The organism is Kosakonia oryziphila (genome assembly GCF_900094795.1).
In the GTDB taxonomy this organism is placed as follows: Bacteria; Pseudomonadota; Gammaproteobacteria; order Enterobacterales; family Enterobacteriaceae; genus Kosakonia; species Kosakonia oryziphila.
This window is the reverse complement of sequence record NZ_FMBC01000048.1, coordinates 1-20083: the sequence shown is the minus strand read 5'-3', so window position 1 is coordinate 20083 and position 20083 is coordinate 1. Positions and strand designations below refer to the sequence as shown.

Here is a 20083-nt window from a genome sequence, read left to right as displayed (position 1 = left end):
GTCCCCGAGTGAAGCGGGCCGCAAAGCGCAGCCCGCCCGGTGTTACGCGCCGCCCTCAGCCGCTTCGGCGAAGGTGATCCCGTCGATAAACGCCACTGCGCCATAATCTTCAACAATGAAATCGTCATTGGATGACTGGTAAGTTGCGACGCGGTTGTACTCCGGCTCTTCCTTGATAGTCCGGCGCAGGGAGCCGCGCTGGAAGTAGAGCGACAGGTTTTTGAACGGCGTGATGAGGATGCCGTTGCCGGGGAAGTAGGGCGCGATGAAGGTCGGCATATTCCCCACGCGCTCCTGCGACACAATGAGCTGCCCCGCCAGCATTTCCGTATTGGGATTGGTCTGGCTCATGGCATTGATGGTCGGGAAATTACTGGTCGTCAGCAGGTCGCCAGCCAGGATCACCACGTTGTCAGGGTTGCGCTTGTGCCACTCATCCATAAGGCTGTTTTTGGCGTCGTATACCGCTGCCGTCAGGTTGCCGTATGTCCCGGCGGCGACAATTTTGTTGTCCTGGTCGCGGGAAGTGACTGTCACGCCTGTGATACGACGATGCGGGGCTTCATTGCGGATTTTCTGCAACCAGCCAATGCCGCAATCCTGTAACAGCGGATTCGCTGCGCGATCAGAAGGATCGGAATAGCTTGTCCCGTTGAAACCGATCATGATGCGGTCAAGCGACATCTGACGGGCCATTGCGCTGCTGATCAGCGGCTGAAAGTTTGGCTGATGCGCCCAGGCATCAAGCTGCGCGTACGAGATACCGTAGTCGTAGTTGGTCTTGCGGCAGAGGTAGCCGTAAGGATCCATGTTGTCATTGGATGCCGGATTGCGGCGCGTGGTGGTGCTGTTGTTCACTCCGGCCAGCGGCCCTTTGCTGCCGATCAGGATTTTCTGGCCGATCTGCTCATCAACGCCGAAAACGTTAATTTGTTTCAGAAAGGCGTCGCTTTCCTGCGCGGCGGCCTCAAGGCGCTGTTGCGCAGTCGGATCAACGCTGAACTGTGCCGCGACAGCGGCGGCTGTCACGCCGTTAAGCTGCGCCTGCCGTGCCACATACTGATCGAACAGTTGACGGGTATTATTTCTCATCTCTTTCTCTCTCGTTGCTGATATCAGTAGTCAGCCAGCTGCGCGTTATCACCACCGCTGGCAGGCGGGCGGCGGCTGAAGTTGCCGTCCGTGGTTTCAAGTTTCTGGCGCAGTGCAGCCAGATCGGTTGTCAGCTGCTGAATGGCGGCTTTGTCCTGCGCTCGGCCCTGCTCAACGCTGCTGAACTGATCGCTGAGTTCAACCTGTGACTGCGCCACGGCCTCAACAGCCTGATGCACCTGGCTGAATCGCTCATCGTCGGTCTTCTGCCCCTTGCCAAGGATGCCCATGACGCGGGAAAACCACTGTTTGCTTTCATCGCTGCGCTGGCCGGAAAGCTCGATCACTTCCGCCTCAATGGCTTCGGTGATCATCGGCGGTTCTGCCTGCTGATTGTTGAATGCCATCACCTGCGCACGTTGCTGAGCAGCAAATTTCAGGCGTTCAGTGCCAAGGCTGGCGGGCGTGTCTGTCATCGCGAGGCCCATCACATAGGCTTTGCCGTTGAGCGCAAACTGCGGGTGCAGTTCAATGCTGGAGTAAACCTTTTGCCCTTTGTCGGTCATTTGCTTCATACGGTCGGAAGCTTCAATCTCCGCATAGAGCGCGGTGCGACCCGCCAGCGGCCCGGTGGTAATATCCTCGGCGCTTAATGCGGTCACATCGCCCATCGCCCCGAAATCACTGCCCGGATAAGGCGAGAGGTAATGCTCAATGTTGACGCGCGCCCCGTACACTTCCGGGTTGTAATTCGCTGCTGCGTCGTGGAGATGTTCCGGCTTAATTTCGCGGCCATCGACGGTGGCCCCGGAGACAGCAACACGGAATTTTTTGCGGGTTTTCGTTGTGCCAGCCATGTTCGTTTGCTCGTTGTGAGTGAGTTCAGCGAAATGATGGCAGGGGCGGCATTGCCGCCTCAACGCGTTGTTGTTGTAGGGGAAACACAACAACCAGAGGTGCGGGAAAGCATCCGCGCGCGCGGGTTAATCTCCCCGGCATACAGCGAGGAGAAGCGAATGTCGGTCGGGGAAGCGTTTATCAGGCAGCGGGCAAGACAACTCTACTGGCAGGGATACCCGCCAGCAGAAATCTCACGCCTGATGGGGATCAATCAGAACACAGTTTATGCCTGGAAAAAGCGCGACGAGTGGGACGATACGCCGCCGATCCAGCGTGTCACCACATCCATTGATGCGCGTCTGATTCAGCTGACCAGCAAGGATAAAAAGACCGGCGGTGACTTCAAGGAAATCGACCTGCTGACCCGACAGCTTAAAAAGCTGGATAACGGCACCCCGGCCACGCAGCCGAAAAAGAAGCTGCGCAAGAAACAAAATACCTTCTCGGAATCGCAGATTGCGGCACTGCGGGAAAACATTCTTGGCTCACTGCACTGGCACCAGCGCGGCTGGTTCGACAATCACCACCACCGCAACCGCGCCATACTGAAATCCCGCCAGGTGGGGGCTACCTGGTATTTTGCGCGCGAGGCGTTGTTGCGTGCGTTGTCTGACGATGTGAAATACAAACATCAGCGCAACCAGATTTTCCTTTCCGCCAGTCGCCGTCAGGCGTATCAGTTCCGCAGCTTTATTCGTTCTGCCGCTGAGGAAGTGGACGTTGAACTGAAGGGCGGCGACATGATCCAGCTGGCGAATGGCGCAGAGCTGCATTTTCTTGGCACCTCAGCCGCAACAGCGCAGTCATACACTGGCAATCTCTATTTTGATGAGTTTTTCTGGGTGGGGCAGTTTACCAACCTGAAGAAAGTGGCCGGGGCAATGGCAACCTTGAAAGGGCTGACTCGCACTTATTTTTCCACACCGTCAGCAGAAAGCCACGAGGCCTATCCGTTCTGGAGTGGTGAAGCGTTTAACAAAGGCCGCAGCCATGGCAAACGGATTGAGTTTGACACCAGCTGGAAAACACTCAACAGCGGCCTGATGTGTCCGGACAACATCTGGCGCCAGATTGTCACCCTTCAGGATGCCATCGATCACGGGTGGGATCTCACTGACATTGAGGAGATTCAGCAGGAGAACAGCCCGGAGGAATACGACAACCTGTATGGATGCGTGTTCATCAAAAACGGCGAAACCGCTTTCGATTACAACCAGTTGCTGAGTTGTGGTGTTGACGGGTTTGACGACTGGCCCGACTGGAAACCGTACGCCATGCGCCCGATGGCAGATCGCGCGGTGTGGATTGGCTATGACCCCAACGGTGCCAGCGGCAAAGGTGACAGCGGGGCAATATCGGTTAATGCGGCGCCGCTGGTTCCCGGCGCCAAGTTTCGTACCATCGAAACCCAGCGCATTCGCGGCATGGAATTCGAAGCGCAGGCGCAACTGATCATCAACATGCTGACCCGCTACAACATCCAGCACATTGGCATTGATGGCAGCGGCATCGGCGAGGCGGTGTACCAGCTTGTGAAGAAGAAATTTCCGGCGGCAGTGTGCTACCAGTTTTCACCCGCCAGCAAGCGCATGCTGGTACTGAAAATGCTGCAAATGATCCGCGCTGGTCGCTGGGAGTATGACCGGGGAGAGTATGACCTGATCACCGCGTTCAGTGCGGTGCGAAAAGTGGTCACACCGGGCGGCGTGATCACGTATGACACTGACCGCGCCCGTGGCGTCAGTCACGGTGACTTAGCCTGGGCGACCATGCTTGCCACTATCAATGAACCGCTGGGCGCTGACGGCGGCAATACCATGACCGTTATGGAGTACTGACTTTGAGCAGAAAAAAATATCCCCGCACGCGGCAGCATTCCGGGGAACAGACAGACCTGGTTTCTGCACTGAAAACCCAGCCGGGACTGAGTTCTTTCACCTTTGACGGGCCATGGCCGGTCACGTCATCTTATGACCTGCTGGACAGCATGTATTGCGCCAACAATGGCCGCTATTACGAAACGCCGATCAGCTGGTACGGACTGGCGCGGCAGTTTGGTTATGCGAGCTGGCACCAGTCTGCGCTGATGTTCAAACGCAACGTGCTGGCCGGGTGTTTTATCCCGCACCGGTTGCTGTCCCGTCAGGTTTTCTCTGCCTTTGCGCTTGACTGGTTTGTGTTCGGTAACGCCTATCTTGAACTGCGATCAAATATGCTTGGCGGCCCGCTGGGGCTGCGCCATTCACTCGGCAAGTACACACGGAGGGGTTCCGATCTCGATACCTACTGGTTTATTCAGGCGGGCCTGGATGATCACCAGTTCAGGACTGGCTCAGTGTGCCACGTCATCAACCCGGATATTCACCAGGATATCTACGGTATGCCGGAGTATTTTGCAGGGCTGCTGTCGGCTAACCTGTCGCATTCTGCTGACAAGTTCCGCAAGCTTTACTATGACAACGGCAGCCATGCAGGTTGCATTGTTTACGTGAACAGCGCCATTGCCGATCAGGAAAGCCTCGACAAGCTCAAGAAAACGCTGACGGATACGCGGCGGGGTGGGGCATTCAAAAACATCCTGCTGCATGCGCCTGGCGGCGGTAAAGACTCGGTTCAGATCCTGCCGTTCAGCCAGATATCGGCAAAGGATGAGTTTATCGGCGTGAAGTCAGCAACACGCGATGACATTCTGGCCGCGCATCGCGTACCGCCACAACTGATGGGCGCCATCCCGGAGGGTAATGGCTCGTTTGGTGATGTTGAAAAAGCTGCCAGGGTATTTGCCATCAATGAGCTGACACCCGTGATGGAAGCCATGAAACACGTCAACGACTGGCTGGGTGAGGAGGTGATCCGCTTCAACCCCTATGCACTCCTTTCCGAAAGCGCCTGAGCATTCCGGCAGACACCATCAGGAGTGGTGGTGTCGCGTCTGCACTCCCGAAAATCCTTCTAATTTTTTCACCTTCCGGCACTGCCCGCCGCCTGTCGGGCATCGTTTTCCGTACCCGTCACCAGACGCGCTGTAAGCCGCTCTGAGACGACATTTCCTCACCTGTCCCCGCGCAGGCCGGAGCGAGCGCACGGCAATACAGCGCGGCTCAGGCCGCGATTCCTGAGGTATACAACCCCCTGCCTGCCCCCAAAGCGCGCGCTTGCTCCCCCGCCTCGCCTGCGCGCTGAATGTGCCTCTTTTTGTGCACTTTTGAAATACTGCCGGAACCGCAACAGAACTGGCGCGGGACTGGATTATTAACATCAAAAAGATTGCGCAAATTTGTGCGCTATTGCGCGTCCATACCGTGGGGAGCATAGTAATATCAATATCACTTTGTTTTATAACAGGCCAACATTGCAACTCACCCCCATAGCGCTTGAAAGGAGTCAGTGTGTATATTAGCGAAGTTAAAATTAAAAATTATCGTTGCTTTGAACAATTCAGCACGATATTGAATCAGTTTACTTTAATAATTGGTGAGAATAACTCTGGAAAAACCAATTTTATTAAAGCTCTCTCTCTTCCGCTCACAATGGGGAGTTTGGATTTTTCACAAAAAAGATTATCTATAGCTGATTTTAATAGTTCCTGTGTCGAGGCTTTTCTAAAAACGGCTTTTCATCATTACAGATTGGATGAAGAGGAACAATTAAAAGATGAAAATCTTTCAGTACTAATAGATAAAATTCCAATCATTGAAGTGGAAGTCAGTTTTTCCGGCCATAAGGATAACTATGAGTTATCTCTAATACATAGCTTTCTTGCGGAGAATGAAAAAAAACCAACGTTTTCTATTAAGTATAAATATGCTCCTAAAATTTTTGACTTTCTCGGAAAAACAAAAGAACTCGTTTTATCCATCGAGGATATTGACAGGTTAAAATGGCAGCTACTTCCAATAGATAATTATGAATATGATATTGTTACCGTTTCCAATGAAAAATCAATATCGTTTGATAAACTTAAAAACCTCGTGGTAAATGTCATAGGGGCGGAACGAGATGATTTCTCAGACTCCCCTGCTATGAGGTCTAACAATATTCTTACAAAATTATTAGTTAGTGAGTTAACAGTTAATGAAAAAGAAGTGATTAACTTAGCATATAATGAGTTTTTCGGTAAGGTTGAAGGTGCCGGAACTTTTCAAAGACTATTAAACTCGGACTCTACTTTTGATAACATAAGAGAGCATTTAAAGGAAGTTGGATGTATCCCAAATCTTCCTAATTTGAAAAATATAATCTCAAATATTACTTTGAGTTACGGGAATGAATTCCTTTATCAAAAAGGTCTTGGAGAACGTAACCTTGTTTTTATTTTTCTTTTTTTTGCTTATTTTAAAAAGAGTAAAAGCGAGTTTAATTTATGTTGTGTTGAGGAGCCGGAGGCACATTTAGGGGTTAATAAACTCCGAGTTACAATTGATTTTTTAGAAAAAAGTATTTTAGAACCTAATTCTCTTTTGCAAACAATCGTAACGACTCATAATCCAGCAATAATCAATAAGCTTAAAATAAGTAATGTAATTGCTTTTTCTGGAAATAAAGCTATTAGTTTATCTTCATTCGGGGAAGAACTTAATGATTATCTTAGAAAAAGACCAAATTTTGATATACTTCGGTTAATATACGCAGATAAACTGATTTTGGTTGAAGGCCCATCGGAAGAAATGCTGATCAGAACGCATACATATCTTAACCAAGAAAATTTATATGATGTTGAGGTAATCAGCGTTGGTCAAAAAGGATATAAATCGTTCTTAGATATTTGGCTTTTAGTTAACGGAAATAATCACAACAAAAAGATCGCCGTTATACGAGATTTTGATGATCAGGAAAATGCGCAGATAGAGCATGAAAAATATAGAGATAAGCATCCTCATATTACTGTTGCAACAACAGTGTGCTATACATTAGAAGATGATCTAATTCATAAGGGTAATAATATTTCCAGTATTGCAAAATATTTTGAAATTGAATTGAACGCTGATGAGATTGACGGGGTTATTATTTCAGATTTCTTAAAAGCCGACAAAACTGGTGGGATGTTGACATTATGCGATGCGATGCTATGTATCGAAAATCCTTTAGTAATTGAATTGCCAGATCATATAACAACTGTTCTGGAGGCAATGCGATGATAACTGTTCAGATAGCAGGTGCAGGAGCTGGGAAAACTTTTGGACTTGCATCAAAAATTTCTCAGAGATTAACTGTTTCTGAGCCGTATAAAACAGTTTATGCTTTAACTTATACAAATTCAGCGCGAGACAAAATAGAATCGGAATTAAGTAAGAGTCATAATGAAATGAATGTAAAGGTGGAAACTGTTCATTCATTTTTATTAAGTGAGATTATATTCCCCTATTCATCTTATGTGCTTGGTGATAAATATAGCTCAGTTTCTTTTGAGACATTGCCAACTGAAGCAGCTTTTAAAAATGCTAGAATTAAAAAGTTGAAAGAAAATGGCGTTATCCATGTCGACAATGTTTATATGGTATCTAAGCATATCTTAGACAGAAATAATGCAAAAAATAGAGATTCCTATGCAAAGTCAAAAGTTGATTTTGTATGTAATCTCTTAAAGGATTTAATTTGTTCCATATTTATAGACGAAGTTCAAGATCTGGATGAAGATTGTTTTAAAGTTTTCCATATTCTTGGTATGGCTGGCATCTATGTATATATGATTGGAGATCCAAAACAAGCAATAAAATACCCAAGTTCTTTTATCGATTATATAGAAGAAAATAATAAAGGAAAAAGTGATGTTGTTTTTGAAGAAATAAATAATATAAGCAGACGTGTTCCAACTTCATCGTTATTATTTTCTAACTCCCTATGCTATAGTGGTCAGGAGCAAACTAATCACGAAAATTATGAAGGAAGTGTTCATTATATATATGATGATACACATGGATTTGATATTGCGATAGAACACGCTTTAGTAAATGGTAAGCTCGTTATTATTAATCAAAAAAATGATTTCTATGATACGCAAAGAGAAAAGGAAAATCATATACCTTATACATTAGCTCGTGCAATAGAGTGTGGCCCTAAAAGAAATAATAGAGATCCGCAGCTTTATATTAATTCCGTATATTTGGATTTAATGGATAGAATTAATGCTAATCCAACATGCCCAACAAAGTCTGCTGTTAATTATGTTGTCGGTGTTCACGAGTTAGCCCCTATTTTACGTTCGTTCAATGCATTTGGGATTTTTTACGAATTTGCGGAAAAGTGTGCAAATAATAACAAATCTTCAAAGCATGTTGTAAAAAGTATTGAGGCTGTCAAGGGTTTGGATAGTGATATTGTGTTTTTGATACTTTCAGATTCTTTTTGTCTATATTTGCGAGGTGATGAAATTGCAGAGCGGAAACGCTTCAATAAAGAGTGGAAGAAATTATATGTTGCTCTTACTAGAAGCAAAGATAAATTGATCTTTGTTCTTGATAAAAGAGTGATTAATGCAGAAAACTTACAATTATATGAGGAGTTTTTTGCATCTAAAAGCGTTAGTTTTATTCATGACGGAAACGAATGTTTGGAGTGGTTTTAATTTGGTTATATAGAAAATTCAGTGAGGATGGAATCCTCACTGAAAAGGAGATTATAGAGTTGATGAAACCTCTTTTCAGGGGTAAAAAATTGCGATGCTAAATTATTTGTATTAGCTTAGATTTGACATGACACAGCTATGGCACAGAGCCAAACCTAATCTGACAGGCAGCTCTGTGCCATGAGAGGACGTTGTAAACACTACACTGTTTTAGTCGCTAGGGTACCAATGAGCTACCGCGTACCCGTGCTAGAGCAGATATCAAATAGATATTACCCATGACGACTGCTCGATGATACATCATAATCACAAATTTTTATGATTAAGACTGTTTTAATCGTTATCTAAGTCATTAAACATTTGAAGCTCATCGCGAGTGCGTTCATAATTACTTTCAGGGTATGCTCTAAATTTTATATTTTCCAAATCAATTAATTTCCTTTTTAATTTGAAGGAATTATTAGAAAGTGACATTTCGTAAAAGTCAATTTCACCCTGTCTTGATTGTAATGCTTTCATAACGGAAAACTTAGCAGATTCTTTGAACCTCAAACCGAATGTAACATCGCTTAATCGTAATTGTGAGTCCTGTAAACCTTGCTTGTTAATAACCCGATATTCATTCTCATATTTCCAAGAAGGGGCTTTACTGAGAAGAATGACCCTATCAATCTCTTTTTTGGCAGCATTCCTTATATTCTCATTACTGCCAAATAACATATCATGAACTTGTTGGGTTCTAATAAATCTCTTGCCTTTGTAATCAACAGGGTAGATATCTAAAGTGTCATTTTCAGAAACGTCATACCCAATACAAAAACCCTTATGTTGATCAGCATAGTGCGACCACATTAAGGGACAGTTAAATTTTTTTGCTAATGAAAGTACGCCAACCTCATAATTTTTTAGTAAATATCTTTTAATATGATAACTGGCACTATCACCAAAATTGTCACCATAAAAATCAACACTTTCCGCAATGTCATTAATTAATTTCCGAGCCTCACTCTCACCTAGCATTTCAATTCTTTCTAATGTCCTAGGGCCTCTATATTTTATTTTTTTTGCTGCTTTTTCTAGTTCCTTTTGATGATTTTCTTTTACTAATTTATGAAGAATAGCGTTCAATTCATCGGCATTATCGATGTCGTTTAACACAGAAGGATTACAATCCAAAGGATCATTGAACGTTGTAGGATCGGCAAAATACAGGCTATCGCTTACAAGCAAATCAAGACTATCAATACTAAAACTTTTATATTTATATAAGCGAGAAGGAATATTCCGTATCATCAATTTTATCTCATCAATTTTTTGGATATTATCTACCCTTTTCAGGTACATGGACAATAGTAAAATCGAGAAATACTCGCTACCTAAGGACAAGACTTTTCCCTTTGATATTCATCAACTTGATCGGGGGAATTTAGATGATATTGACCCGTTGAACTCACAGCTCAAAGCAGACTGTCAGATTTGATTGTGTGCTGCCAGTGAAAACCGTCAGATCAAGTCTGAGCTAATACAAATTATTAGATATCTAATTTATGGCTTTTCGCCATTTTTCGATGAGCAATTCCACCTTATGTCCTGCGAGTGTCTTACGCCAGTGGATATCCGCACCTACCACGACTAATTCTCCTGTTCGTGGGTTCGCACAATACACTGTATCCAGTGCGGTTACTTTCTCACCGCGCGCCAGCTGTATGGCCTGCACTCGACTGATCTGGATTTTTTTGATCTGCGCCCACACCTGCACCTGTCCCGCCAGTGTTTCTACTTCTGGCGTAAGGGCTTGCTCTCGCTTACGTAGTTCACATGCGGCACGCAGGTAACTTTCGGCGCGAGCCTGATCATATTCCGTGTGCTCACCTGACGTAATAGCGAGCGCCAGCGCCTCAAACTCTTCGGCGGGTGATTTTTTCCGTTCCGGTTTGTGGTTTCGGATGCTTTCAGCAATGCGTTTTTTCTCTTCGCGCGTTAATTGTCCGATCACGATCTGCTCCGGCCCATCAGCGTCATCTAACACGAGGATTTCTGACGGTGCTGATGGTGGCGGAATTGTTTGTTTTTTCACCTCAGTACAGTTATTGACACGAGTCCAAGAGGGCGCAGGCGCGCCCTGAAGGTCAACGGCCAAACCCGCGCCATCAGAAATGGGAGGTTTCATCTTCACAATGCAGTAGGTTTTAAGGCGGGTGATCACCGGTTCAATGTTGACCGCAGGCATTACGAGGCCTTTGATCAAATTCTGATATTCGCCATAGGTGTTAGGCTCATCCTTCATCTGATACCAGATGCGAACAACCAGGTTTTTACGTGCGACAAATGCGCCGCCCTGCAACTGCACATACTGTTGCCAGTCGCCGGAATCGGCAGCGCGATGCAGTTCGCCAAATAGCGGATTTATGCTGTCTGCTAGCGCCTGATCATGCATCCGGCGCAGTTCGCGCCATACGGAAACCGGCGCGCCGCCTAAAAACTGAAATTGACGAATACCCCAGCAGGAGGCCCAGGCGGTAGCGTGTTTTGCTGTCTCTTTTAACGGTCTGCCGCTTTCGTCGTCGGCTTCGCCATCTAGCGCGTAGCCATCAATATTTTTAGAGATGTATTTAACGACATAGCCTGTCGCGCTGCCTTTCTCCGGATCGATATCCTTCATTTCAAAGCGCGGCAACTTGCCATTTCTGCCGCGTAGTTCTTCGGCATCTTCGCGGGTGGCATAATCCTGCATTACCTCGCGCAGCTCGCTGACATGCTCCGGGGCGGTGAACAGCAACCCGTGCCAGTGTGGCGTTCCATCGTGATGGGACTCTGCCACGCGAAGCCCGAATACGGGGATTTCTCGGCGGGCCAGCTCGGCGCGTATTTGCTGCCAGATGCGGTTAAGATAGCGCTGTGCCGCGCGTGGGCTTGTGCCGCTCCATTTAGCATTACGATGCCCGAACATACTCCACGCGTGATAGCGTGATGGTGTGGTCAGGGTAAAGAAGCTTCCGGCAAACCCATTTTCATTGGCGATTTTTTCAAAGCCACCAATGCGCGTCATCAACTCAATGCGCCGTTTTTCCGGGTTGGAGATGCTTTTATCTATCTGCTCAATCAGCGATATGCGTTCTTTTGTGTCCTGATCTTCCAGCTCCAGCTTGCTCATGATCGCGCGGCTACGTTTACGCCGTGTATCCCACTCGCTGACATGGTGTTTGCTGCAATAGGGCGATATGTCGCGTTTCACGTCACCAAACGCGATATGCAGATGCTCGCGCCAGCGAACTGCGTATTTTCTTAATGCGCGATGCCACCAACGAGAATCCAGCATTTTACTGATCGCTGTGGCGAGTTCGTCGAGGCGCAACTTACGTTTGCCCGAGCCGGGTGGAGTTTGGCGAAAATAGAGAGTCAGGCGCGCGGCTTCGTTATACAGCCACACCGCTGACTGGCGGTCATCCAGCGCCGCTATATCGTCGTTTACTTCGCTGAGAACGCCTGTCATATAGATGGCGATATCCTGCGCCATCAATTCCACATCTTCGGCTGAGTAATCCGGCAGATTATTGAACCGGCGGGTTAATTCCCCCAGGTTCTTAAACGTGTGGTAGAGCGTGTTGAGTTCACTGTATGCCTCGCCATCGCTGTCAACCGGAATGGCATATTGTTCAGTTACAGCCTGAATATGTGGCAGATCTCGCCTGACGATATCCCGCACGACCAGCCTGGCAATATGGCGGCCTTTCATGGAGTGGATGCTGTCAATGCGCACCGCCAGACGGCGGCGAATGAACAGCGGGAGAGGTTGAAGGGTACGTTTAACCCAGTCTAAAAACTCCTGCTCTTGGCCCAGCTCAACGAGATCAACAGCAGGCGTCTTATCGACGTAAATGGCTTTTCTTGGTTTGTTCCACTCATAGGCGTACCGGGTAGCATCATCAGAACTACCCGGAAAGGGAGGCGGTGGAGAAGGGGCGCGACGGCCACGGTTTTCCGTAGTCATTTTGTTGCCCCGATGCAGCAGAGCGTTTTACTCATGGATGGAGTTCAACGCACTTTTCACAGCCATTAGCAGGATCGAAACCAATCCACGAGGCATATGGTTTGCTGTTCGAAACGGCGATCACTTCAGTGGCTTTTTTCCCGTCGCCAGCAGCAATTCCGATACCCCGCGATGCGCTGATGCGGTGAAGGGTGAAAGTGCGATAAAGAGAGGAAACCAGCATTGTGTTGGCGTTGGAGGCGATAACCGGGAAACCTTCCGCCGCCAGTCGTGTTAGCACGGATGCCAGGCAATACTGATCGTCCTCACTGAATCCTTTAGTGTGATACGCAGAAAACACACCGTCATACGGTGGATCGCAGTACACAACATCGCCGGTCTGCACCATGCTCAGTGTTTCTTCAAACCCTGCACAGATAAAGGTTGCGCGTGTGGCTTTATCAGCAAATGCACATATCTCGGCTTCTGGGAAATAGGGGGCGCGGTAGTTGCCATATGGCACATTGAAACCGCCGCTACCGTTATAACGGCAAAGACCACGATAACAATGGCGATTCAGGTACAGAAAATAAGCCGCTCTTGTGCTGAGCGGCAAAGCAGCATCCTGATTAAATGAGTGCCTGATGTGGTAATAGTCGTCAGAGGTGGGATAGCTTTCGAAAACGATCTGGGCCAGTTCAATAAACCCTTCACAATCGCTGGCAATGGTGCGATAGAGATTAATCAGGTCGGGGTTTATATCAGCGACAAGATAGGCCGGATAGTCAGTTGCCATCATCACAGCGCAGGAACCCGCGAAAGGTTCAACCAGGCGCTGACCGCCTGCGGGAAGATGCTGTAATAGGTCGGGCATAATGGCGGATTTATTACCCGCCCATTTCAGAATGGTGCTGATCATTTCTTACCCCGGAGATGTTTGTTTTTTGATTCGCTGATGGTCTGGCACGTCACGCACAAATCCACCCCAGGCACGGCAATGCGGCGTGCTTCAGGTATTGGCGCGCCGCAACAATCACAGGTCAGGCGGGAAACGGAAGTTGGTTTGCTGCGGGCGTTCAGGATGTGACGTTCCCGCTCCTCATACTCGTGTTGCTGTGCAATATCGATTTCGTCCGCCATCAGAGGATCTCCCCGATGGCATTTGTCACGTTGATCGCCTCTTGTCGTAAAAGCTCACCGGCTTCTTTGTAGCTGAGCTGGTGGCTGATAATTCTCCCGGCCAGGGAATCCAGCCGGGCTGCCATGGCCTCCATTCGCGCGCGGCGTTCATCCATACGGGCAGCAGTCAGTAGATCGTTAAGCCGGGCATCATCAGGGCCGATTTTTGTTGTACGGGTTTCGATATTTCGACGTTGCATTTCTTAAGCTCCATATACCGACGATGTAGAAGGGCGCTGCAATTCTTCAATGCAGTGCTGACGCAAGTTCTTAACGAAATCTTCAGCAATAGAACCTTGAGCGGATAATGTAATTTCACCATCGCGCTGGGTTTTGATTGTTAACCCTTCGTTTTCTATGGCTGGCAAAATAATATGCAGAATGAAATTAAACTGATCTCGTCTCGTCATGATGTTTCCTCTTTTCAGGGATGAGTTAATCCGCCACTGTTTTAAACAGTGGTGAGAGCAGGAACGATTTTTTAAGACCGAATTAGTTAATCAGTTTTTTAATTAATTCGGTTAGTGCGGTAGCAAATCCTTTATTAACCTTTCGGACATACATAAAAGGTTTATTCAGTCCTTTTATAAATTGAACTTTGGCCGGTTCGGGTTTAAAAAATCTCCCGTCCGGAGTTTCGAGCCATCCGCGCGAGTTCTTAAAGTGCGTGACCTGACAGCCATTGCGTAGCAGGCTTGCCAAGGTTGGGCCTTCATCGTGCATGGTTGCCCCCGGCCTTTAACATGTGGTCAACGGTACGCATGGCTTCTGCAAGCGCAAAATCACGGCCAAGATAATTATCATAAGAGTTAGAATCATCGCGTTTATTAATTAAATACGTTGCGCATTTAATAATGTTATTACGCGGTGCCTTTCTTATAGTAAAACCGCGGTAAAGGAAAAGATTTTTACCGGCCTCAATCAAAGGATATTTGTTTTTCATTTCACGTCCTTTAACTATTTGCAATGGCATCTTTGAGCATTGCTATTAAATTGACCTCTGGTTTTTCCATCCTTCGTGTTTTGGGGCGAATAATAATACGACCATCTTCCATCATGCCCCGGCATGTCTCGAATGGTATGCCTGTCATTTCTGAATAGCGCTTAAGAGAAACGTAGGGCGTGCTCACATTAATGTTGATTGTGATCCCGGACATATTTCACTCCTTTTACTCGGCCTTGTTGGCCGTTGAGACGTGAAGAAGTGACTCAAGTCCACGAAGGAAAATAACACGCACCATATTGCTGGCTGAGCGGCTTTCTTTCTCGGCCATTTCTTCAATGATGTGTCGTTCTTCAGGATTGAGTCGCAGCGGCAGAGGCCGACCGGCCACTGAATTTTTAGGGGTGCGAGACCTGCTGGTGTAGTTAGCTTGCGTCATAGTGGTATATTGTGATCTGCTAAGTGTTCGTGAATCACATTGTGGTATTCGTTTGAATACCTGTCAAGGGTTTTTGTATGCGAGAGAATATCGGGGCGCGTCTGAAAGAGGAACGCGAACGCCTTGGCTTAAGCCAGTTAGCTTTTGGCGACGTGGGCGGAGTGAAAAAATTGGCGCAATTGAATTACGAAAAAGGCGAGCGGTATCCGGATGCGTCTTATCTTTTCGCAGTATCAAAACTTGGTGTCGATGTTCAGTTTGTTGTCACAGGGGTTCGGTCTGCCGAAGCTCTAAACGAGGATGAACAACAACTAATCAATCTATTTCGTTCTGCTCCTATTGCCGTTAAAGCAGCTGCTCTTGCTGCTCTGAATGCCGGAAATTTGGCGTCAGATACGGCAATAAATGTCACCGGACATGGGAACCGTGTAGCGGGAAGGGATTTCAGCGAAAACAAAAAGTAAGGATACTCTATGACCGTAAATTCTACTGGAAGTCAAAACCGCAACGCGGGTCGAGACTTTAACGAAAATAATATCCAGATAGAACGAGTTGATGCACAGCGAACAATCAACATAGCGATACCTTCTACGAGGGAGGACGATCGCCCACTCGTAAAAGCACAGCGTAAAGAACTTAATAAGCTAGTCATGTCTATAGCTGAAGCTGGGGAAGGTGAGGCCTACGAAATCTGGCAAAGAATGCATGCAGAAATCGGCGTCTCAAGCATTGATGAAATGACCGTTAATCAGTACCAGACAGCCGTTAGTTTCCTTCAGGCAATACTGGATCGCTGTAAAGATGGTGACGCAAGGAAAGCACTTGTCCATTTGTTGCTGCGAAATAGCGAGGAAGGGGACTCCCGGCAGCGTCTCATTCGTTTTTGCCATATCAATTTTGGTACCGGAAGATTTAATGATCTTACGCGCCCGCAGCTACAGATGGCGCTGTCCTGGCTTGACGAAGAAAATCAAACGAAACCAGCGAATGAATCAACAAAAAATCATTCAGATATCGCAAGCTGGCTAAAAGATTATCCCAAAGAAATTATCGTTGTTTTTATTGTAGGTGTGGTCGTGGGTGCTCTCTTTTTTTAGAGAGTAATAATATATCACTCAACAAGAGGTGATTAGTTATGACGGAACTCAGCACATTTAATTACGTCAGAAACAGAAGTAAGTTATTTGCCAATCTGATAAGCATCATTGATGGTCTACTAAGTGATGGTGCTCTTGATAGTAAGGAAGTGCTCTACCTTGATACCTGGTTGCTTGAGGCTGAAGCTATCAGTAATAACTACTGCGTGAAAACAATTAAGCGCAGGCTTTCCGATATCCTTGCGGATGGGGTGATAGAAAAAGTTGAATTGGAATTTCTGAAAGCGGATTTAATTACTATTCAAAAAGACTTGTTAGACATTCCTAATATAGATCTCTTCTCTGAAGACGCAGATAAGCACTTACTGGAGGGTTTATGCAAGGGAATGATTGCCAATCAGGAACTCAATGATAGTGAAATTCGCTATCTTAATTGGTTCCTCTCAAAAAATGCGGCATTGAAAAACAACTATCCCGGCAAAGAACTTTACGCAGTGGTTAAGCAGATCCTGGATGATGGGGTTATCACTGAGGAAGAGCGCAACACCCTAAAATCTGCATTAATAGATTTTACTGGCAGTAATATTGAAGAAGGCGTCGTTGATGGCCTTTCAACATCCTTACCTCTTGATGCTATTGATTCGCTTGAGCTTGATGGTGCTACAGTGTGTCTTACGGGAGAATTTTTGCATGGTAAGCGAAGCGTTTGCGAAGATGAGTTTCGTGCGTCAGGTGCAAAAATTAGCTCCTCCGTTACACAAAAAATTGATTATCTGGTAATTGGCACGCTTTGCGCGAGGGACTGGCGGTTCCAGTCCTACGGAAGAAAGATTGAGAAGGCAGTATCTTATCGCGATGAGAAAGGTACTAAGTTAAAAATTATTAGCGAAGAGCAATGGAAGAGCTTTGCCTAAATGACCGTTCGTAAACTTCCTTCTGGCAAATGGCTCTGCGAATGCTACCCGCATGGTGCAACCGGAAGCCGTACACGTAAACAGTTCGCCACGAAAGGTGAGGCGCTCTCTTTTGAGCGCCGGTTAATGAATCGGATTTCTACCGATGGGATTGGTAGTGGTTCCGGCCCTCGGCTATCGGAACTTATTGATCGCTGGTATGAGATGTATGGAAAAGCGCTTACTTCCGGTGAAGAGCGTAAAAACAAACTGCTGGCGATCTGCGAAAGGCTGAATGACCCATTTGCATCAGATTTTAATAAAAACGTATTCGCTGTTTATCGTGAGCGCCGACTAAGTGGCGAATGGAATCAGAAGGGCAAGAAGAAGCTCAGCGAAGCAACTGTGAATCGTGAGCAGTCGTATCTGCATGCTGTATTTGCTGAACTAAAACGTTTGGGCGAATGGCATGGAGAAAACCCGCTATCAGGTATCCGAAAGTTTAAAGAGGAAGAGCAGGAACTGGCGTTCCTTTATCAGGGTAAGATCATATCGCCTGCTTGCCGCATGCGATGAGTCCCGTAACCCTGATTTAGGTATTGTCGCGCGCATCTGCCTGGCAACCGGCGCCCGATGGGGAGAGGCTGAAGGGCTAAAACAGTCTCAGATCCTACCAGGGCGAATCACCTATACCCGGACCAAAGGCAAAAAGAATCGTACAGTTCCCATTTCGCCAGCCCTTAGCCAACTTCTACCGAAGAAGCGAGGGGCGCTATTCACTCCCTGTTATGAAGCATTTAAGGCGGCAGTGAAAAGGGCGGGGATTGAACTGCCGGACGGTCAACTTACCCATGTGCTACGGCATACCTTCGCCAGCCATTTTATGATGCGTGGCGGTAATATTCTGGTGCTCCAACGGATACTCGGGCACACCGACATTAAGATGACAATGCGGTACTCCCATTTCGCGCCGAGCCATCTGGATGCTGCTGTTGCGCTTAATCCATTTGATAACCGGGAGAGGGTAAACGATGGCGATGAAAATGGAGCAGCAGCCTAAATTAGCCACCCTTAGCCTTTTTATTTTATGATTAGAATCATAAGGTTATGATTTCAAAAGCGGCTCGATAGTTTTTAAAATCCCTCGGCGTTCGCGCTGTGCGGGTTCAAGTCCCGCTCCGGGTACCATGGGAAAACAACAATAAAATCAATGATAAGCAGTGTCGTGTAAACCACCGAAAGGTGGTTTTTTTATATCTCCAGTTTGGGATAGTGGCAGCAAAATGGCAGCAGCATGGCAGCGCAGGGTCAACTATTCGGCATCCGATTATCAAAAGGGTTCAGCGCTACGGCTGCATCAAGATGGTTTGGAGCGAAGTGCGCATATCTCATTGTCATCATGATCGTGCTGTGTCCAAGAATTTGCTGCAACACCAGAATATTTCCTCCACGCATCATGAAGTGACTCGCAAAGGTATGCCGTAGAACATGGGTGCGCTGTCCTTTTGGTAGTTCTATCTCTGCTCGTGCTAATGCAGATTTGAATGCCTCATACGCAGGGGTGAAGAGTGAACCGCGTTTTTTGGGGAGCATTGCCTGTAACTGTTGCGAAATGGGTACTGTGCGGTTCTTTTTACTTTTGGTCTGTGTGAAAGTCAGACGTCCTGGAAGAATTTGAGATTGTTTTAAATCCTGTGCCTCACTCCAGCGTGCGCCGGTGGCCAGGCAGATGCGCACAATAATCCCCAAATCTTTGTTTGCCGCCTGATCGCACGCTACAAGCAGTCGGTCAATCTCTTCCTCGTAAAGAAAAGCCAGCTCCTGATCTCCCTCCTTGAACTGCCTGATACCAGAAAGAGGGTTATCTCCTTCCCATTCCCCGAGGCGTTTCATTTCCGAGAATACAGCATGTAAATACGACTGCTCGCGGTTTACTGTCGCTTCACTGAGTTTCTTCTTGGACTCGTGTCAATAACTGTACCGAGGCGAAAAAACAACCAATCCCGCCACCCGCAGCACCGTCAGAAATAGTAGTGCCAGCTGACGCTGATGAACCAGAGCAAATCGTGATCGGGCAATTAACGCGCGAACAGAAAAAACGCATTGCTGAAAGCATCAAAAACCACAAACCGGAACGGAAAAAATCACCCGCCGATGAGTTTGAGGCGCTGGCACACGCCATTACGGCAGGTGATTGCACCGAATATGACCAGTCCAGGGCTGAAAGTTACCTTCGCGCAGCTTATGAAATACGCCAGCGCGAACAAGAATTATCGCCGGAAGTAGAGACGCTGGCCGGTCTGGTTCAGGTGTGGGCCAAAATCAAAAAAATTCAGATCAGCCGTGTGCAGGCCATTCAGCTTGCCCGCGGTAAAGAAGTTACCGCGCTGGATACCGTGTATCGCGCAAACCCTCGCACTGGTGAGTTGGTTATTGCCGGTGCAGATGAACAGTGGCGCAAGACACTGGCGAGACACAAAACCGACGATCTGATCAGTCGTTGGAAATCAGCAGTTAAATGGGGTGTTGGCCGGAACGGTCAGCTTTGACAGTGTGGTACCAGATTCCGGCAAATACCGCCATTTCCGGCAGTGTTGGCCATACATCGAGAACCGTCATTTTTAACAGTGCTGAAGGTGGTTAAAAATGACGATGCCAGTTGAGGACGTAGGAGATGCATATTCTGGCCCAACGTGAACACCAATTCTGGCGGAACGTGAACGCAGTTTCTGGTTTTACGTGAACGCGTATTCCGGCGGAAAATACCCCGATTTTGCACCATGCCCAGAATCCCTGTTCATTTTGCCAGAATCGGTGTTCACACGACCGGAATTGCCGTTCACATCGCCAGAACCATTCTTAACGCATTGATTTTTGATGCTATATCTATCCCTTTCATTCCAGGGAGTGATATATGCCAAACAAGAGAATCGCAATGCGTAAAATCCATGAAATTTTAAGGCTGCGTTTTGAAGTCGGCCTGTCCTTCCGCCAGATAAGTCAGT

Annotated in this window: 19 protein-coding genes and 2 pseudogenes; 9 read left to right on the top strand and 12 right to left on the bottom strand. The window is 47.1% G+C overall.

Annotated features, from left to right (window positions below; translation table 11 throughout):
* Positions 1–42: 42 nt before the first annotated feature.
* A complete protein-coding gene (locus tag GA0061070_RS19290; protein ID WP_079518312.1) occupies positions 43–1092 on the bottom strand; it encodes a phage major capsid protein, P2 family in 1050 nt (349 codons plus the stop codon).
* Positions 1093–1115: 23 nt separating this feature from the next.
* The gene (locus GA0061070_RS19285; protein ID WP_090137599.1) at positions 1116–1949 is read right to left on the bottom strand and encodes a GPO family capsid scaffolding protein; all 834 of its coding nucleotides are present in this window, start codon (positions 1947–1949) and stop codon (positions 1116–1118) included.
* 159 nt (positions 1950–2108) lie between these two features.
* On the opposite strand from GA0061070_RS19285, the gene GA0061070_RS19280 reads away from it, so the two are divergent.
* The 4 genes from GA0061070_RS19280 (at position 2109) to GA0061070_RS19265 (ending at position 8557) form a co-directional block, all read left to right on the top strand.
* Positions 2109–3830 (top strand): terminase large subunit domain-containing protein, encoded by a 1722-nt coding sequence (locus GA0061070_RS19280; RefSeq protein WP_090137598.1) that lies wholly within the window; start codon positions 2109–2111, stop codon positions 3828–3830.
* 2 nt (positions 3831–3832) lie between these two features.
* On the top strand, positions 3833–4885 hold the full coding sequence (locus GA0061070_RS19275) for a phage portal protein (RefSeq protein WP_090137597.1): 1053 nt from the start codon (positions 3833–3835) through the stop codon (positions 4883–4885).
* A gap of 496 nt (positions 4886–5381) precedes the next feature.
* Positions 5382–7130: an ATP-dependent nuclease gene (locus tag GA0061070_RS19270; protein ID WP_090137596.1), complete on the top strand. Its 1749-nt coding sequence runs from the start codon at positions 5382–5384 to the stop codon at positions 7128–7130.
* The gene (locus GA0061070_RS19265; RefSeq protein ID WP_090137595.1) at positions 7127–8557 is read left to right on the top strand and encodes a UvrD-helicase domain-containing protein; all 1431 of its coding nucleotides are present in this window, start codon (positions 7127–7129) and stop codon (positions 8555–8557) included. The genes GA0061070_RS19270 and GA0061070_RS19265 overlap by 4 nt, the downstream gene beginning before the upstream one ends.
* Before the next feature lie 333 nt (positions 8558–8890).
* On the opposite strand, the gene GA0061070_RS19260 is transcribed toward GA0061070_RS19265, so the two are convergent.
* The 9 genes from GA0061070_RS19260 to GA0061070_RS19220 form a co-directional block, all read right to left on the bottom strand.
* Positions 8891–9943, bottom strand: coding sequence for a DUF2971 domain-containing protein (locus GA0061070_RS19260; protein ID WP_090137594.1), 1053 nt, complete (start codon positions 9941–9943; stop codon positions 8891–8893).
* Positions 9944–10097: 154 nt separating this feature from the next.
* Entirely contained in the window at positions 10098–12548 is a 2451-nt protein-coding gene (locus tag GA0061070_RS19255) for a replication endonuclease (protein WP_090137593.1), read from the bottom strand.
* Positions 12549–12579: 31 nt separating this feature from the next.
* Positions 12580–13443 carry a DNA adenine methylase gene (locus tag GA0061070_RS19250; protein ID WP_090137619.1) on the bottom strand — a complete coding sequence of 288 codons (864 nt, stop codon included), beginning with the start codon at positions 13441–13443 and terminating at the stop codon, positions 12580–12582.
* Complete coding sequence (locus tag GA0061070_RS19245; protein WP_090137592.1) at positions 13443–13667, bottom strand: TraR/DksA family transcriptional regulator; 225 nt, start codon at positions 13665–13667, stop codon at positions 13443–13445. The genes GA0061070_RS19250 and GA0061070_RS19245 overlap by 1 nt, the downstream gene beginning before the upstream one ends.
* Positions 13667–13906 (bottom strand): DUF2732 family protein, encoded by a 240-nt coding sequence (locus tag GA0061070_RS19240; RefSeq protein WP_086874020.1) that lies wholly within the window; start codon positions 13904–13906, stop codon positions 13667–13669. The genes GA0061070_RS19245 and GA0061070_RS19240 overlap by 1 nt, the downstream gene beginning before the upstream one ends.
* 3 nt (positions 13907–13909) lie before the next feature.
* Positions 13910–14116 (bottom strand): hypothetical protein, encoded by a 207-nt coding sequence (locus GA0061070_RS19235; protein ID WP_086874021.1) that lies wholly within the window; start codon positions 14114–14116, stop codon positions 13910–13912.
* Between the two features lie 82 nt (positions 14117–14198).
* Complete coding sequence (locus GA0061070_RS19230) at positions 14199–14429, bottom strand: phage filamentation protein Fil family protein (RefSeq protein WP_090137591.1); 231 nt, start codon at positions 14427–14429, stop codon at positions 14199–14201.
* Positions 14419–14649, bottom strand: coding sequence for a hypothetical protein (locus tag GA0061070_RS19225; protein WP_086874023.1), 231 nt, complete (start codon positions 14647–14649; stop codon positions 14419–14421). The genes GA0061070_RS19230 and GA0061070_RS19225 overlap by 11 nt, the downstream gene beginning before the upstream one ends.
* A 10-nt stretch (positions 14650–14659) precedes the next feature.
* Positions 14660–14863: a DNA-binding protein gene (locus GA0061070_RS19220; protein WP_090137590.1), complete on the bottom strand. Its 204-nt coding sequence runs from the start codon at positions 14861–14863 to the stop codon at positions 14660–14662.
* A 302-nt stretch (positions 14864–15165) separates the two neighbouring features.
* On the opposite strand from GA0061070_RS19220, the gene GA0061070_RS19210 reads away from it, so the two are divergent.
* From GA0061070_RS19210 to GA0061070_RS19195, 4 genes and pseudogenes are all read left to right on the top strand, one after another.
* Positions 15166–15552, top strand: a complete 387-nt coding sequence (locus tag GA0061070_RS19210) for a helix-turn-helix domain-containing protein (RefSeq protein ID WP_086874026.1) — start codon at positions 15166–15168, stop codon at positions 15550–15552.
* A 9-nt stretch (positions 15553–15561) separates the two neighbouring features.
* Positions 15562–16185: a hypothetical protein gene (locus GA0061070_RS19205; protein WP_090137589.1), complete on the top strand. Its 624-nt coding sequence runs from the start codon at positions 15562–15564 to the stop codon at positions 16183–16185.
* A 38-nt stretch (positions 16186–16223) separates the two neighbouring features.
* Positions 16224–17099, top strand: a complete 876-nt coding sequence (locus GA0061070_RS19200; protein WP_090137588.1) for a BRCT domain-containing protein — start codon at positions 16224–16226, stop codon at positions 17097–17099.
* Positions 17100–18138: pseudogene (locus GA0061070_RS19195) on the top strand (phage integrase).
* A gap of 248 nt (positions 18139–18386) precedes the next feature.
* Here GA0061070_RS19195 and GA0061070_RS19190 read toward each other — a convergent pair.
* Positions 18387–19043: pseudogene (locus tag GA0061070_RS19190) on the bottom strand (phage integrase); the annotation flags it as partial.
* A 68-nt stretch (positions 19044–19111) separates the two neighbouring features.
* On the opposite strand from GA0061070_RS19190, the gene GA0061070_RS19185 reads away from it, so the two are divergent.
* Complete coding sequence (locus GA0061070_RS19185; protein ID WP_090137587.1) at positions 19112–19627, top strand: hypothetical protein; 516 nt, start codon at positions 19112–19114, stop codon at positions 19625–19627.
* Positions 19628–20083 lie beyond the last annotated feature (456 nt).